Origin of the sequence: Streptomyces sp. NPDC017246, assembly GCF_044331325.1 — a bacterium.
GTDB lineage: Bacteria > Actinomycetota > Actinomycetes > Streptomycetales > Streptomycetaceae > Streptomyces.
Map to the genome: position 1 here is coordinate 1 of NZ_JBIRMW010000017.1, position 14,400 is coordinate 14,400.

The 14,400-nt window shown below is 71.5% G+C and carries 14 protein-coding genes; 3 read left to right on the forward strand and 11 right to left on the reverse strand.

Going from position 1 to position 14,400, the window contains the following annotated elements; genetic code table 11:
• Positions 1–156: 156 nt before the first annotated feature.
• From ACH4MY_RS31045 to ACH4MY_RS31060, 4 genes are read right to left on the reverse strand one after another with little or no spacing between them, the layout of a single operon-like run.
• Positions 157–825 (reverse strand): response regulator, encoded by a 669-nt coding sequence (locus ACH4MY_RS31045; protein WP_398007120.1) that lies wholly within the window; start codon positions 823–825, stop codon positions 157–159.
• Positions 822–2,096: a sensor histidine kinase gene (locus ACH4MY_RS31050; protein ID WP_398007122.1), complete on the reverse strand. Its 1,275-nt coding sequence runs from the start codon at positions 2,094–2,096 to the stop codon at positions 822–824. Before ACH4MY_RS31050 ends, ACH4MY_RS31045 begins: the two co-directional genes overlap by 4 nt.
• Before the next feature lie 13 nt (positions 2,097–2,109).
• Positions 2,110–2,943, reverse strand: coding sequence for an ABC transporter permease (locus tag ACH4MY_RS31055; RefSeq protein ID WP_398007124.1), 834 nt, complete (start codon positions 2,941–2,943; stop codon positions 2,110–2,112).
• Complete coding sequence (locus ACH4MY_RS31060; protein ID WP_398007126.1) at positions 2,940–3,842, reverse strand: ATP-binding cassette domain-containing protein; 903 nt, start codon at positions 3,840–3,842, stop codon at positions 2,940–2,942. The genes ACH4MY_RS31055 and ACH4MY_RS31060 overlap by 4 nt, the downstream gene beginning before the upstream one ends.
• A gap of 134 nt (positions 3,843–3,976) precedes the next feature.
• Here ACH4MY_RS31060 and ACH4MY_RS31065 point away from each other — a divergent pair, with 134 nt between their 5' ends.
• The gene (locus tag ACH4MY_RS31065; RefSeq protein ID WP_398007127.1) at positions 3,977–4,534 is read left to right on the forward strand and encodes a GNAT family N-acetyltransferase; all 558 of its coding nucleotides are present in this window, start codon (positions 3,977–3,979) and stop codon (positions 4,532–4,534) included.
• Between the two features lie 88 nt (positions 4,535–4,622).
• Here the strand turns inward: ACH4MY_RS31065 and ACH4MY_RS31070 are convergent, their stop codons facing one another.
• The 6 genes from ACH4MY_RS31070 to ACH4MY_RS31095 all read right to left on the reverse strand — a co-directional run bounded on the left by ACH4MY_RS31070 (position 4,623) and on the right by ACH4MY_RS31095 (position 11,839).
• Positions 4,623–6,314 carry a type IV secretory system conjugative DNA transfer family protein gene (locus ACH4MY_RS31070; protein ID WP_398007129.1) on the reverse strand — a complete coding sequence of 564 codons (1,692 nt, stop codon included), beginning with the start codon at positions 6,312–6,314 and terminating at the stop codon, positions 4,623–4,625.
• Positions 6,315–7,715: an ATP-binding protein gene (locus tag ACH4MY_RS31075; protein WP_398007131.1), complete on the reverse strand. Its 1,401-nt coding sequence runs from the start codon at positions 7,713–7,715 to the stop codon at positions 6,315–6,317. It abuts the gene before it with no gap.
• A 20-nt stretch (positions 7,716–7,735) separates the two neighbouring features.
• Positions 7,736–9,289 (reverse strand): SCO6880 family protein, encoded by a 1,554-nt coding sequence (locus ACH4MY_RS31080; protein WP_398007132.1) that lies wholly within the window; start codon positions 9,287–9,289, stop codon positions 7,736–7,738.
• Entirely contained in the window at positions 9,286–10,602 is a 1,317-nt protein-coding gene (locus ACH4MY_RS31085; protein ID WP_398007134.1) for a hypothetical protein, read from the reverse strand. The genes ACH4MY_RS31080 and ACH4MY_RS31085 overlap by 4 nt, the downstream gene beginning before the upstream one ends.
• Positions 10,592–11,431: a hypothetical protein gene (locus ACH4MY_RS31090; protein ID WP_398007136.1), complete on the reverse strand. Its 840-nt coding sequence runs from the start codon at positions 11,429–11,431 to the stop codon at positions 10,592–10,594. The genes ACH4MY_RS31085 and ACH4MY_RS31090 overlap by 11 nt, the downstream gene beginning before the upstream one ends.
• Positions 11,432–11,530: 99 nt before the next feature.
• Positions 11,531–11,839: a hypothetical protein gene (locus ACH4MY_RS31095; protein WP_017242359.1), complete on the reverse strand. Its 309-nt coding sequence runs from the start codon at positions 11,837–11,839 to the stop codon at positions 11,531–11,533.
• A 379-nt stretch (positions 11,840–12,218) separates the two neighbouring features.
• On the opposite strand from ACH4MY_RS31095, the gene ACH4MY_RS31100 reads away from it, so the two are divergent.
• Together ACH4MY_RS31100 and ACH4MY_RS31105 are read left to right on the forward strand one after the other, a co-directional pair.
• Positions 12,219–13,193, forward strand: coding sequence for an NlpC/P60 family protein (locus ACH4MY_RS31100; RefSeq protein ID WP_398007138.1), 975 nt, complete (start codon positions 12,219–12,221; stop codon positions 13,191–13,193).
• Positions 13,194–13,406: 213 nt separating this feature from the next.
• Positions 13,407–14,129: a phosphatase PAP2 family protein gene (locus ACH4MY_RS31105; RefSeq protein ID WP_398007140.1), complete on the forward strand. Its 723-nt coding sequence runs from the start codon at positions 13,407–13,409 to the stop codon at positions 14,127–14,129.
• 79 nt (positions 14,130–14,208) lie between these two features.
• On the opposite strand, the gene ACH4MY_RS31110 is transcribed toward ACH4MY_RS31105, so the two are convergent.
• Entirely contained in the window at positions 14,209–14,373 is a 165-nt protein-coding gene (locus tag ACH4MY_RS31110; protein ID WP_398007142.1) for a hypothetical protein, read from the reverse strand.
• Positions 14,374–14,400 lie beyond the last annotated feature (27 nt).

Consider the following 14,400-nt stretch of genomic DNA (forward strand, 5'->3'; position numbering starts at 1 on the left):
CCTGTGGGAGAGTAGGACGCCGCCGAACAATCATTGTGGGAAAGCCCCGCACCTCATGGTGCGGGGCTTTTCTGCGTTTACGGTCCGGATCCCTTCCGGGCCCGCCCGGACCGGGCCGTGCGGTGGGCGGGACCCGGCGGAAAAGACCCGTTCAGGTCAGGCCGGCGTGACGAGTTGGGTGTCGTACGCCAGGATCACCGCCTGGACGCGGTCGCGGGCGCCGGTCTTCGCGAGAATGCGGCCGATGTGGGTCTTCACCGTCGATTCCGCGAGGTGGAGGCGCTCGGCGATCTCCGTGTTCGTCCACCCCTGGCCGATGACCGTGAGGATTTCGCGTTCCCGTTCGGTGAGGGCGGTGAGGCGGGCGTCCTCGGGGCCCGGGTCCGTCGTGGCGGACGCCGGCAGATGGTGGATGTAGGCGTCCAGGAGACGGCGGGTGAGGCTCGGGGCGACGACCGCGTCGCCGCTCGCCACCGCGCGGATGCCCGCGAGGAGTTCCTCCGGCTGGGCGTCCTTCACCAGGAAGCCGCTGGCGCCGGCCCGTAGGCCGTCGTACGCGTACGCGTCGAGGTCGAAGGTGGTGACGATCAGGATCCGGGTGCGGGCGCCCGTGGCGATGATGCGACGGGTGGCCTCGATGCCGTCGAGGCCGGGCATCCGGATGTCCATCAGGACGACGTCGGGGTGGTGCCGGTCGACCAGCCGGATCGCCTCGGTGCCGTTCGAGGCCTCGCCGACGACGGTCATGTCGTCCTGGCTCTCCAGCAGCATGCGGAAGCCGAAGCGCTGCATCGGCTGGTCGTCGGCGATGAGAACGGTCGTCACGAGGGGGAGCCCTCCCGGGGGAGTCGGAGTCTGACGAGCCAGCCGCCGGTCGGCAGCGGGCCGCTTTCGAGTGTGCCGTCGTAGAGGGCCGCGCGTTCGCGCATTCCCGTGAGGCCCTTGCCGTGAGCCTGCCCCTGAGCTTGTCCCTGGCCCTGGCCCTGGTCCTGGGCGGTCGGCGGGGTGTCGTTGCCGGTGCTCGTGTTCGTGATGTCCGCCCGTACCTCCAGGGGGGTGTACGTCAGGAGCACGGTCGCCCTCGCGCCCTCGCCGGCGTGCTTGAGGGTGTTCGTCAGGGCTTCCTGGACGGTCCGGTAGACCGTCAGCTGGGCGCCCGGTGTGAGTGGTTGGGCCATGGGGGCGTCCTGGACGTCCAGCCGTACCGGCAGACCCGCGTTGCGGACCCCGGTGATCAGGGTGTCGAGGTCGGCCAGGGTGGGCTGGGGCGCGCGGTCCGCCGCCTCCTCGTCGTCGCGGAGGACGCCGAGGAGGCGGCGGAGTTCGGCGAGGGCCTCGCGGCTCGTCGTACCGATGGCGTCGAGGGCCTGGGCGGCGCGCTCGGGATGCCTGGCGGCGGCGTACCGGCCGCCGTCCGCGAGGCCCGTGATGACCGCGAGGTTGTGCCCGATGATGTCGTGCATCTCGCGGGCGATCCGGGTGCGTTCGGCCGCCGCGGCGAGCCGTACCTCCTGGTCGCGTTCGATCTCCAGTCGGCGGGCCCGGTCGACGAGTGACGCCGTGTGGTCCTTGCGGGAGCGGACCGCGATGCCCAGGAGGGCGACGAGCGCGTAGGTCCACAGGGTGGGGACGACGTGCTGGTCCCAGCTTCCCCGGGGGAAGCGGACGGCGCCCGTCACGAGCGGGGGTACGAGCAGGGCGGTGGCCCACAGAAGGGCGCGGGGCCGGCGGGTGAGCGCGATGTGGAAGAGCGGGATCAGCTGGAGGTAGCCGGCCTGGAGGAAGGCGCCCGAGGCGGCGCTGACGAGCGCGGCGCAGGCCATCACGGCGAGGACGGCCGTGGGTTCGCGGCGGCGCCGGTACAGCGGGAGGGAGAGGAACAGGCTCAGGGTGACCACGAGCCAGACCGGGACGGTCGGGTCGGGGGCGGTGTTCCGCCAGCCGCCCGACGCGTCCACGAGCGCCGCCGCCGTCCAGAAGAGGGTGAGCGCGGTGTCCCACGGCCAGGGGCGGCGGGCGTCGAAGGTCCGGACGCGGGTGAGGAGCCGCTGGATGTGGGTGCTGAGGCCCGTCGTTCCGGTCGTCTCCGTGGTCACGTGATCATCATCCTCATACGTCCCGGCGCTTGAGCAAGAGCGCGGGCACGGCGATGGCCGCGGCCGCCCACAGGAGCAGGGCGAGGAGGGCGGCGCCGGGGGACGCCGCCCCGGGCAGCGGGGTCGCGGAGCCGAGTGCGCCGGCCGCCTGGGTGGGGAAGTGGCGGACGACCGTCTCCATCACCTCGTACGGGAGCATCCCGAGGACCTCGGGCAGGATCATCACGCCGCCGACGAAGGCGCCGATCGCGCCGGGCACCGAGCGGAGGCCGGCGCCGAGTCCGAGGGCGATCACACCGAGGAGGGTGAGGCCGACGGCGTTGCCCGCGAGGGCGGCGAGGACACCGTCGTCGCCGAGGGAGGCGGCCTGGTCGGAGTCGGAGAGGAAGACCTGGGCGGCGAGGAAGGTCGTCACGTTGGTGAGGAACGAGACGGTGAGGACGACCCCGGTGTAGACGGCGGCCTTCGCCGCCAGGACGGGGAGGCGGCGCGGGACGGCGGTGAGCGTGGCGCGGATCATGCCGGTCGCGTACTCGCCCGCCGTGACCAGGATGCCGAGGACGGCGAGGGCGATGGCGCCGAGCTGGGAGCCGTAGAGGGTGAGGATGACGGTGTCGACGTCGGAGTCGCCGCCGTCCGAGGTGTAGGTGGCGCCCATGAGGATGCCGACGCCGAGGACGAGTGCGACGGCGCTGAGGACGGTGATCCAGGTCGAGCGGACGGTCCACAGCTTGTGCCACTCGGAGCGGAGCACGCGCGCGTGGGTGAGGGACGGCGTGAAGACCGGTGCGGCGGGCGGCGCCGGGGTCGGGGTGACGGCCGGGGCGGCGGACCGAGTGGTGGTCATGCGGTGGCTCCCTGGTACTCGACGGAATCGTGGGTGAGGGCCATGAACGCCTGCTCCAGCGAGGGGGCCTGCGGGGTGAGTTCATGGAGGGGGACGCCGTGGGCGGCGGCCGTCCGGCCGATCTCCGGTGCGTCCGGGCCGGTGACGAGAAGGGTGTCGGGGTCCTCCGTGGTGATCCCGGCGCCGGGAAGCAGGGTGCGCAGTCGGCCGGCCTCCGGGGTGACGACCTTGACGGAGGTGCCGCCGGAGGTGCGGACGAGCTCGTCGACCGTGGTGTCGGCGAGGAGCCGGCCCCTGCCGATGACGATGAGATGTTCGGCGGTGAGGGCCATCTCGCTCATCAGGTGGGAGGAGACGAGGACCGTACGGCCCTCGGCGGCCAGGGACTTGAGGAGGGTGCGGATCCAGAGCACGCCCTCGGGGTCGAGGCCGTTGACCGGCTCGTCGAGGACGACGGTGGCCGGGTCGCCGAGGAGTGCCGCGGCGATGCCGAGGCGCTGGCCCATGCCGAGGGAGAAGCCCTTCACGCGCTTGCGGGCGACATGGCCGAGGCCGGTGAGGGCGAGGACCTTCTCCACGCGGGCCCGGGGGATGCCGTGGGTGTGGGCGAGGGCCGTCAGATGGTGGTGGGCGGAGCGGCCGGGGTGCACGGAGCGGGCTTCGAGGAGGGCGCCGACGCGGGTGAGCGGGGCGCCGTGCCGGGTGTAGGGGCGGCCGTCGACGGTGGCGTGGCCGCGGGTGGGGGCGTCGAGGCCGAGGATCATGCGGAGGGTGGTGGACTTCCCGGCTCCGTTGGGGCCGAGGAAGCCGGTGACGACGCCGGGGTGGACGGTGAAGCTGAGGTCCTGGACGACGGTGGTGTCCCCGTACCGCTTGGTGAGGTTCTCTGCTCGGATCATGTCTTCGACGTTAGGGAGCGGGCGGCGGTGGGACGTCCGACCGCGGGCGGGAGCCGGGCGGTGGGCGTAGTACCCGGGTACGACAGGGGAAAAGCCCTTGTCAGGGGCGTGCGGTGGTGGGGAGGATCGGGCGCATGGACTTTTCGATACGTGTCATCCGCGCCGACGAATGGGAGCGGACCCGCGAGATCCGCCTGGCTGCCCTGCGGGACCCGGTCGCGCATCTCGCGTTCCTCGAAACGTACGAGACGGCCGTGCGGCAGCCGGACTCCTTCTGGCAGGACCGTGCCGAGGGGGCGTCCGACAGCGGTGGCGGGAAGGTGCGGCAGTTCGTGGCCGAGGCTCCGGACGGGAGCTGGGCGGGCACGATCTCGCTGCTGGTGGAGCGGACTTCGGACGAGGTGCGTTTCGGTGATCCGGCGAAGGTCGACCAGACGCACATCGTGGGTGTCTATGTGCGCCCCGAGGCGCGGGGGACCGGTGTGATCGACGCGCTGTTCCGTGCCGGTGTGGAGTGGTCCTGGTCGCTGGCGGAGCGGGTCGAGCGGGTGCGGCTGTACGCCCACGAGGACAACGCGCGCGCGGCCGCCTTCTACCGCCGCTTCGGGTTCGTGGCGACGGGGGACCGGGTGGCGGTGCCGGGGAACGACAAGGCGATGGAGATCGAGTACGAGATCAGGCGCACCGCTTAGCGGCTCGGCGGCTTCCGGGACCGGTGTCTCGCGCGGCCTCGGGACCTCGCGCGGCCTCGGGACCTCGGCGGGCCGGTCTTTCGGGGCCTCAGCGGCTGAGGGAGGTCTCCGGCCAGCGGCTGCGGGCCTGTTCGCGGGAGCGGAGCAGCGCCAGGGTCGGGAGGCCCTGGGTGTGTCCGGTGGCGAGGAGCTCAGGGAGCTGCGGGAGCGGGGCCACGGCCGCGACGTCGTCGAGGACGAGCGTCATTGGTGGGTCGAGCCGACCGTCGGATGACCGTGCGGCCATGCGGCGGCCGTGCTCGACCACGCTTGCGGCGAGCGCCGTCAGGAGCGGCATCGCGCCGGGGTGGGTGCGGGGATCCTCGATCGGTTCCCCCACCACGTAGAGGGTGCCCCCCTCGGGCAGGAAAGATGCCAGCGCCAGCGAATCCGTTCGATTCGGTGTGCAGGCCTCGCGGATGTGGATCGAGGACAGCGAGGCGAGCGCACGGGCCGTCAGTTCCTGTGCCAGGCGGCGGCTTTCCGGGTGTGCGGTGAGGGCCGATTCGAGGAGCCCCGCGTGGCCGGAGGCGGCCTTGGGGTGGCTGCGGAGGATCCGTACGGGCTCGTGGGCGCCGGCGCCCTGTGCCCAGCGGTGGACCTGGCGGAACGGGCGCCCGTCGACGGCGGCGGCGTGCAGCCAGCAGCGCAGGAGCGTTTCCGCGGTGTCGGCGGTGGCCGCGTCGAGCCGGGAGTGCGGGCGCACGGGAGCGAGCAGGGCGATCGCCCGCTCCGTCGCCACGGCCGGGTCCTCGCAGCGTTCGGACGGCGACCAGTGGAGCCGGGCGGGGGTGTCGCAGAGATGGCCGGGGTCGTGGACGAGGACCGGGCCGAGCTTGCCGCGCGCGTCCTTGGTCGCGGACCAGATCGTGGGGTCGGAGGTGACGACGAGGACCGGGCCCTCGGCGTCCTGGATCGCCTGTACGGCGGCGGGACGGCGGGCCTCCGGGGGGCCGTAGAACGTCCGGGGAGAGCCCTGGGGGGTGGGAGCGGGGATCGCGGCCGCGCGGGGCTCCGGCGCGGGTGGCTCCGGAGCGCGCTCCGAAGCGGGCTCCGAGGCCGGTTGGCGCGGGGCCGGGGGAGCGTCCTTGCGCACGGACTCCCCGGCGAGGGGCTGCCCCGCGGTGGACTCCCCGGCGACGGACTGCCCTACGGCGGACTCTCCGACGGTGGCCTTCTCGGGGACGGAGCCCTCGGCTGAGGTCTTCTCGTGCGCGGCCGTCCCGAGCGGCTGCTCCTCGTCCACGGGCTTCTCGTGTACGGGCTCCTCCCGCGCGTGCCTCCGCGGCTGCCGCCCGGGCTTCTCGCGTACGGGCGCCCGCCTCTCCCGTACGACCGGCTCCCGGGTCTCCCGTACGGACTCAGGGGCCGTCCCGTACGCCCCGGCCTTCCTGCCCGCCCGCACCGCTCGCCAGCGGGCGATCGTGCCCAGGGCGAAGACGGCGAGGACGAGGAGGATCATCGCCTCGCCGATCAGCAGGCCCCAGAAGAGCCCGTACCCCGACAACTGGCCCGGCGGGGCGGTCGGCCAGGCCGCCGCGAGGTCCGTCGGGGCCGTCACCAGGGAGCGCAGAGCCGCAGGGGTGCCCGTGTAGGCGACCCCCTGCGGCCAGGCGCCGTGGGAGAACAGCCCCGCCAGACCGGTCGCCGTCCACACCAGGACCGTGAGACAGAGGAGGAGGCCGAACAGGCTGAGCAGCAGCCCGTCGGAGACCCCTCCCCCCTTCCGTGCCGTGTCCATCTAGGCCACCGTCGACTGCGACGTGCCGTTCATCTGCTGCTCGACCAGGATCGCGCGCTGCTCCGTCTCCCACTCCAGCTCCGGGTCGACGGAGGGATCCGAGGACTCGGTCATGGCGCGGTCGGTGTAGACCAGCGGGCGTTCTCGTTCGGTGATGAGGTGTTTGACCACCTGTACGTTGCCGTTGACGTCCCAGACCGCGATGCCGGGGGTGAGGGTCGGGATGATCTCGACCGCCCAGCGGGGCAGGCCGAGGACCCGGCCCGTGTTCCGTGCCTCGTCGGCCTTCTGGGCGTAGATGGTCCGGGTGGAGGCCATCTTGAGGATCGCCGCCGCCTCCTTCGCCGCCGCTCCGTCGACGACGTCGGAGAGATGGTGGACGACGGCGACGAAGGACAGGCCGAGGCGCCGGCCGAACTTGAGCAGCCGCTGGAACAGCTGCGCCACGAACGGGCTGTTGATGATGTGCCAGGCCTCCTCGACGAGGAAGATGCGCTTCTTCCGGTCGGGGCGGATCCAGGTGTGCTCCAGCCAGACGCCGACGATCGCCATGAGGATCGGCATCGCGATGGAGTTGCGGTCGATGTGGGAGAGGTCGAAGACGATGAGGGGCGCGTCGAGGTCGATGCCGACGGTCGTCGGACCGTCGAACATGCCCCGCAGGTCACCGTCGACCAGCCGGTCCAGGACGAGGGCGACGTCCAGGCCCCAGGCCCGTACATCGTCTATGTCGACGTTCATCGACTCGGCCGATTCCGCCTCGGGGTGGCGGAGGCGCTCGACGATGTCGGTCAGGATCGGCTGGCGGTGGGTGGTGTGCTCGGTGACATGGGCGTGGGCGACCTTGAGGGCGAAGCCGGAGCGCTCGTCGAGGCCGTGACCCATCGCCACCTCGATGATCGTACGGAGCAGGGCGAGCTGTCCCGTGGTCGTGATCGAGGGGTCGAGCGGGTTGAGTCGGATCCCGGAGTCGTTGGCGACCATCGGGTCCAGGCGGATGGGGGTTATTCCCAGCTCCTGGGCGATGAGGTTCCATTCGCCGACGCCGTCCTCGCCCTGGGCGTCGAGGACGACGACCTGCCGGTCGCGGAAGCGCAACTGGCGGAGCACGTACGTCTTCTCGAGGGCCGACTTGCCGTTGCCGGACTCGCCGAGGACCAGCCAGTGCGGGGCGGGCAGCTGCTGCCCGTACAGCTGGAAGGGGTCGTAGATGTAGCCCTTGCCGCTGTAGACCTCGCGGCCGATGATGACGCCGGAGTCGCCGAGCCCGGGGGCGGCGGTCGGCAGATAGACGGCCTGGGCCTGGCCCGTGGAGGTGCGGACGGGCAGCCGGGTCGTCTCCACCTTCCCGAAGACGAAGGCGGTGAAGGCGTCGGTGAGGACGGACAGCGGATCTCGCATGGGTCTGTGCCCCTTCGGCCCTAGCGGCGGATGCCGGTCGCGAACGGCAGGGTGTTCACAAAGGCCCGGTGGTGCTCGCGGTCGCACCACTCCAGCTTCAGATACGACTTGCCGGCGGAGGCCCTGATCGTGCGCTTGTCCCGGGCCAGGGCCTCGGGCGAACGCGACGACACCGTGATGTACCCGACCAGGTTCACTCCGGCCGCGCCACTGGCGAGATCTTCACCCCGCTGGTCGAGCCGGCCGTGCGCGGCGATGTCGCGCGGGTCGACCGTGCGGTTCATCTTGGCGGCGCGGCTGGCGTCGGCCTCGTCGTTGGTCTTCTCGGTGAGCATCCGCTCGATGGCGACCTCGGTGGGCTCCAGGTCCATGGTCACGGCGACCGTACGGATCACGTCCGGGGTGTGGACGAGCAGCGGGGCGAGGAAGTTGACGCCGACCGGGGTCATCGGCCACTCCTTCACCCAGGCCGTGGCGTGGCACCAGGGGGCGCGGGTGGAGGACTCGCGGGTCTTCGCCTGGAGGTACGTCGGTTCCATCGCGTCCAGTTCCGCGGGCCAAGCGTTTCGTTTCGTCATGGCCTGGATGTGGTCGATGGGGTGGTCCGGGTCGTACATGGAGTGCACGAGGGAGGCGAGCCGCGACTGGCCCAGGGGCTGGCGGACGCGGATGTCCGCCTCGGCGAGGCGGGCGCAGATGTCGGTGAGCTCGCGGGCCATGACGACGGCGAGGCCGGCGTCGCGGTCGAGCTTGCGGGCGCCGGAGGCGTGCTTGGCGGCGCGGGCCATGGCGTTGGCCTCGGCGGCGAGATCGCGCGTGTAGTGCATACAGGCGACGAGGTAGGCGCGGTGCTGCTCGCTGGAGGTGGAGACCATCGACTGGAGCTGGTCGTACGACTCCATGAGCCAGGTGGGCGCGTGCGGGTCGCCGCGCTGGCCGACGTCCTTGGCGTGCGCGTCGGGGTCGGCGGGGAGGGTGCGGGCCAGCATCTGGAGGCGGGTCACGAAGCCGTCGCCGTTGGCGACGTGCTTCAGGAGGGTGCCGAAGCGGTCGACCAGGGCCTCCTGGTCCTCGCTGTCGCGCAGGCCGACGCCGGGGCCCTCGATCTCGATGGCGGCGGTGACCGTACGGCGGTCCGCGTGCAGCAGGACGGCGATCTCGTCGGGGCCGAAGGGGGCGGCGAGCCAGCCGACGCGGCCGATGCCGGGCGGCGGGCCGACCTCGACCTCGCGTCCGTCGAGGCGGGTGCCGGCCTCGGTGACGACGGAGCGGTAGGCCGTGCCGCGCTTGAGCATCCGCTTGTAGCTGCGGTTGATCTCGAACCACTTGTAGAAGGTGCGGTGCTTGTACGGGAGGTACACGGCGGCGATCGCGACCATGGGCAGGCCCGCGAGGAGCGCGATCCGCAGGGGGAGGAGGGGGACGAGGAGTCCGCTCATCATGCCGAGGAAGGCACCGACGATGATCAGGGCGATCTCGCCGGTCTCGCGGTTCTTGCCGACGATCGCGTTCGGCCGGGCCCGGCCCACGAGATACGTACGGCGGGGCGCGACCGGCTGGGACTGGGTCGTCAACGCCCTGCACCTCCAGAGTTCTTGCGGTTGCTGTGCGGGGTGCCCGCGGTGGGGCTGCTGCTACGGGGCGCGGGCGGGGGAGTCGCGCCGCCGCCGCTCCCGCCGCGGCTGCTGTGGGCCGCCATGCCGCCGGACATCGGGTTGGCGGGGCGGGCGGGCTGGGCGCCCTGGCCACCGCCGCCGTCGCCGCGGGCACTGTGGGTCTTGATGCCCTGGGAGACGAGGGAGGCGGGGGAGGAGATGACGGCCGCGGCCGCGTTCTCGCCCGCGCGGTGGAGGCGGTTGTTGCGGGAGGCGGCGATCTCGTCGCCGAAGCCGGGGACGAAGCGGTAGATCATCGCGGAGGCGAAGATCGCGAGCAGGATGATCGCGAGGCCGGACACGACGGCGGAGAAGGAGTCCGGGCCGGTGCCGGAGGAGAGCGCGCCGGCCAGGCCGAGCACGATGACGATGACCGGCTTGACCAGGATCACCGCGATCATGATGCCCGCCCAGCGGCGGACGTGGCCCCACATGTTCTTGTCGACGAGCCCGGCGTAGACGACGACACCGAGGAGGGCGCCGACGTACAGCATGACGGCGCGGAGGAACAGCTCCAGGTACAGCACGCCCGCGGCGAGGACGGTCACCAGGGACACGATGATCAGCATGATGGGGCCGCCACCGATGCTGTCGCCCTTCTGGAGGGCCTGCTTGAAGCTGCCGAAGAAGATGTCGGTCTGCTGGCCGGTGCCGGAGGCGATGACCTCGGTGACGGCGTCGGTGGCGTTGACGACGGTGTAGAGGATCAGCGGGGTGAAGGCGGAGGCGAGGACCGTCAGCCAGAGGAAACCGATGGCCTCGGAGAGCGCGGTGGTCAGGGGAACGCCGCGGATCGCCCGCTTGGCGACGGCGAGCAGCCACAGGAGGAGCGTGAGGAAGGTCGCGGCGGCGAAGACGATCGCGTACCGGCCGAGGAACTCCAGGTTGGTGAAGTCGACGTCGGCGGTCTCCTTCACGGCTTTGGAGAGGTAGTCGATGGTGGCGATGGCGGCGTCGGCGCAGCCGCGGGCGAGGGAGGAGAGGGGGTCGACCGCGGAGGTGGGGTCGGTGACGGGGGCGCCGCCGCCGCTGCCGCCGGTCTGGCCGCGTTCGCAGAGATCCCTTGCCGGGCCGCGAATCAGGTCGCAGTCGCTGTTGCCGGCACTGGAACTCGGGCTCGGGGTGGGGGTCGGTGCCGCGAAGGCACGGCCGGAGAGCAGGATGAGGGCTGTCTGTGCCGCGCCGAGCGTGGCCGCGATTCTGGTGCCGCGCGAAAGGCGCTTACCGGGCATAGGTGAAGCCTCCGAACTGGCCGACAGCGTCGCTCATCTCCTGCGCCGTGGACGCCCGCTGGTCGCGGCCGACGGGAACAGGACCGTCCTTCTGGCTGAGGCCGGTGACCTTCCAGTCGCCGTCCACCCACTGCAGTTCGATCGAGTTGGTGTACCAAGCCTCGGAAACGGGGTGCTTGGAACCGTCGCCGGCCAGACCGAACAGGGACGAGTACCAGACGGATACCGTCGCTTTGTCGTCGGCGTAGCTATCCACCTTCGAGCCCACGGGGATGGTGCGGGAGATGAACGTCAGCCCCTGCGGAGCGGTGCCGTCCTCCTGGAGGCCGACTCGGTTCAGGAACCCCTTGTCGGTGTACACCTTGTCGAAATCGCCCTGGCGCGCGGTAGCGACGGCGGGTGAGTAGACCGTGGTGACGATCTCGTTCCGCGTGGCGGTCGCGAACATCTCCGCAGAGCCCAGCGCCACCGCGTAATTCGTCGCCGCGCTCTGCGCGCCCTGGTCGTCGTGTGCGTAGCCCGTGGGGATCCGGCCGTTCTCACCGGTGACCGGGCGGACGCCGGTCGCCGCCGTGGGGGCCGATGTGCCGGGGGTGTCGGAGGAGGGGCCGGCCGCGTCCGCGGGGTCGCCGCCGCCGCGGTTGGCGAAGGCGATGGCCGCGACGAGGAGGACCACCACGCCCACGACCGTGATGAGGGAGCGGGAGCTGCGGACGGGGCGGCGGGCTCCGCCGTAGACGTCGCCGCTGTTGCCTTCGGGCAGGCGGGTCCGGGTCTGGCCCGAGCCGCCCACGCCGCCGAAGCTGTCGTGCTCGTCACCGGGACTCATGCCGGGAACGCCCCCTCACTGGTTCGCGGTACGGGCAGTGCTGCAACATGACTGGACATCAGGGAACGCAATCTCAGGTGGATGGAGTCCGACGGGGAATCAGACGGCCATCCCGTACACGATGGTGAAGAGGGTCCCCAGGGATCCGATGATGAAGACACCGGTGAGTCCGGCCACGATCAGGCCCTTGCCCTGTTCCGCGCTGAAGGTGTCGCGGAGGGCGGTCGCACCGATGCGCTGCTTGGCCGCTCCCCAGATGGCGATGCCGAGGCAGAGCAGGATGGCCACGGCCATCACCACCTCGATCATGATCTTGGCCTCGGCGCCCAGGCTGCCGAAAGGGCCCCAGTTCGGGGCGATTCCACCGATGATGGTGGTGATGTCGCCCTTTTCTGCCGCCAGGTACATGTAACTCACCGCCCCTGTTGGGTAGTTAGTTGCCCCTGCCGGACGGCATGGGTCATCGCCCTATCTTCGCTGATGAAACCGCTCGCGTGTGACGGCTTGACGGCTCTCTTTACCCGATCCCCGCACACTTGACCGGTCTGACCGTCTTGACCTGCGGTGGTGTGGCCGGTTTCTATGCGAAGAAGCGTATGGTCACTCTGTGTATCACGCAGAGTGACTCCGGGCAATGATTGTCGTTGTTGCACTCTTGGGGCGGCGTCGGGTGGCGCCTCGCCGCCTAGACTGGCCCGGGGGCGTACTGCCATGAGCCGAGGGGTGGTTGACGGTGCGTAGGGCCGGCAAGGCGTGGCTGTGGGGTGGCGGGGCCTTCGGGGTCTGCATGAGCTTTGTCGCACTGCTCGTCGTCGGTACGTACTCGGCCGCGGCCGGGCTCGTCGGCGGTGCGGGCAGCGGCAAGAACGGCACGGTGGCCCTCGCGAAGGGCTCGGTCCCCGCGCTCTACCAGGGGCTGGTGCAGCGGTGGGGGAACCTCTGCCCCGCGATCAACCCGGCCCTGCTCGCCGCCCAGCTCTACCAGGAGAGCGGCTGGAACCCGCGGGCCGTGTCCTCGGCCGACGCCCGGGGCATCGCCCAGTTCATCCCCGGTACGTGGGCCGGGCACGGCGTGGACGGCGACGGGGACGGGGACCGTGACATCTGGGATCCCAAGGACGCGATCCCGTCGGCCGCCTCGTACGACTGCGAGCTCGCCGGCTATGTGAAGAACGTGCCCGGGGACCCGGCGAACAACATGCTGGCCGCGTACAACGCGGGCGCGTACCGAGTGATCAAGCACGGCGGGGTGCCGCCGATCAGCGAGACCCGGAACTACGTGCGGATCATCCGGTCCCTGGAGAAGAGCTTCGCCCGGCCGCTGGGCCGGGTCGATCCCTCCCGGCAGGCGGCGGGCGCGATCCACTACGCGCAGCAGAAGCTCGGTACGCCGTACCTCTGGGGCGGTACGGGCACGGCCGCGCAGAATGGCCGGTTCGACTGCTCCGGGCTCACGCAGGCCGCGTACGAGAACGTCGGCATCGATCTGCCGCGCGTCGCCAACGACCAGTACAACGCCGGGCCGCACCCCTCGCGCGAGGAACTGCTCCCCGGGGACCTGGTCTTCTTCTCCGACGACCTGACCAACTCCCGGGCCATCCGGCACGTCGGCATCTACGTCGGCGGCGGATACATGATCGACGCTCCGCGCACCGGCGCGGTGATCCGTTTCGACCGGATCGACACCCCGGACTACTTCGGTGCGACCCGGGTCACGGCGGAGGGGGCGGCGGCGCTGCCGACCCATCTCCCGCAGGCCTGAGCGGAGTGGACGGGCCGTCCGGTCGTACCGGACATGGCCGGAACTCTCCGTCATGCACAGGCCCTGAGCTGCGGTGAACCGTCACTCTTCGATAACGTCATCATGATCCACCGGAGAGAGCGGAACGTGCGCCTCAGGCGGTTCGTTCCCTGATCCGACCGCTCTGACCACGGGGGTTGGAAAACCAGACACGACAGCAAGGGGCCGCAGCTCATGGCTGGACTCGCATCGGACGGTTCGAACCCCGATGTCAGCCTGCTCTACGACATCAACGGGCTGGCCAAGGCCGCCCCGCCGTGGTTCGACCGCGTCATGGGGTTCGTCGGCGAGTACGGGATCATGCTCGCGATGGCCCTCGTCGTGCTGTGGTGCTGGTGGAGCGTCCGCCGCCGCGGTGCCCTCGCCGACTCCGTCTCGGCCGTCACCGGGCTCGTCTGGGCCCCGCTGGCCGCCGGAATCGCCCTCCTGGTCAACATCCCCATCCGGGGCTTCGTCGAGCGCCCCCGGCCCTTCAAGGACCATCGGGGGCTGGAGGTCCTCGTCGGGGGGAAGACCGACTTCTCGTTCGTCAGCGACCACGCCACCCTGGCGATGGCCCTCGGCGTCGGTCTCTTCGTCGCCCACCGCAGGTTCGGGCTCGCGGCCATCGGTCTCGCCCTCGCCGAGGGCTTCGCGCGCGTCTACATGGGCGTCCACTATCCGACCGATGTGATCGGCGGCTTCGCCCTCGGTACGGCGGTGGCGCTGCTCCTCGCCCCGCTCGCCCTCGCGCTGCTCACCCCGGTGGTGTCCGCCGTCGCCCGCTCGGGCCGCGTCGGCCGGCTGGTCCGCTCCCGCCGGGCCGACGTGCCGCGGCACCCGGAGACGGTCGGCATCCCCGAGCCCCGGATCGGCGGCGCGGCCCCCGGCTCCGACCGCAACGACCTCGCGGCCTGAAGACCTCGCGGCCTGAAAACCCGCGGCCCGGGGGCCCAGGGGTGTTCTCCCGCTCGGGCCGGACCGGGGACGGCAGCCCCTAGGGCTCCTCGCCGCCCGCGCTGCGGGCGTGGTCCGCCGCGTCCGTACGGGCGCGGTCGCGGGATCTGCGGGCCGGCCCCGTCCAGCCGCAGCTGCACCGTGCCAGCGCGAACGATCCGCGCTCCGTCGTCGTGGTGGTGTGGGGAGAGGCCTGCGCGTGCACCCGACCACCGTACTGCGCGTGACGACA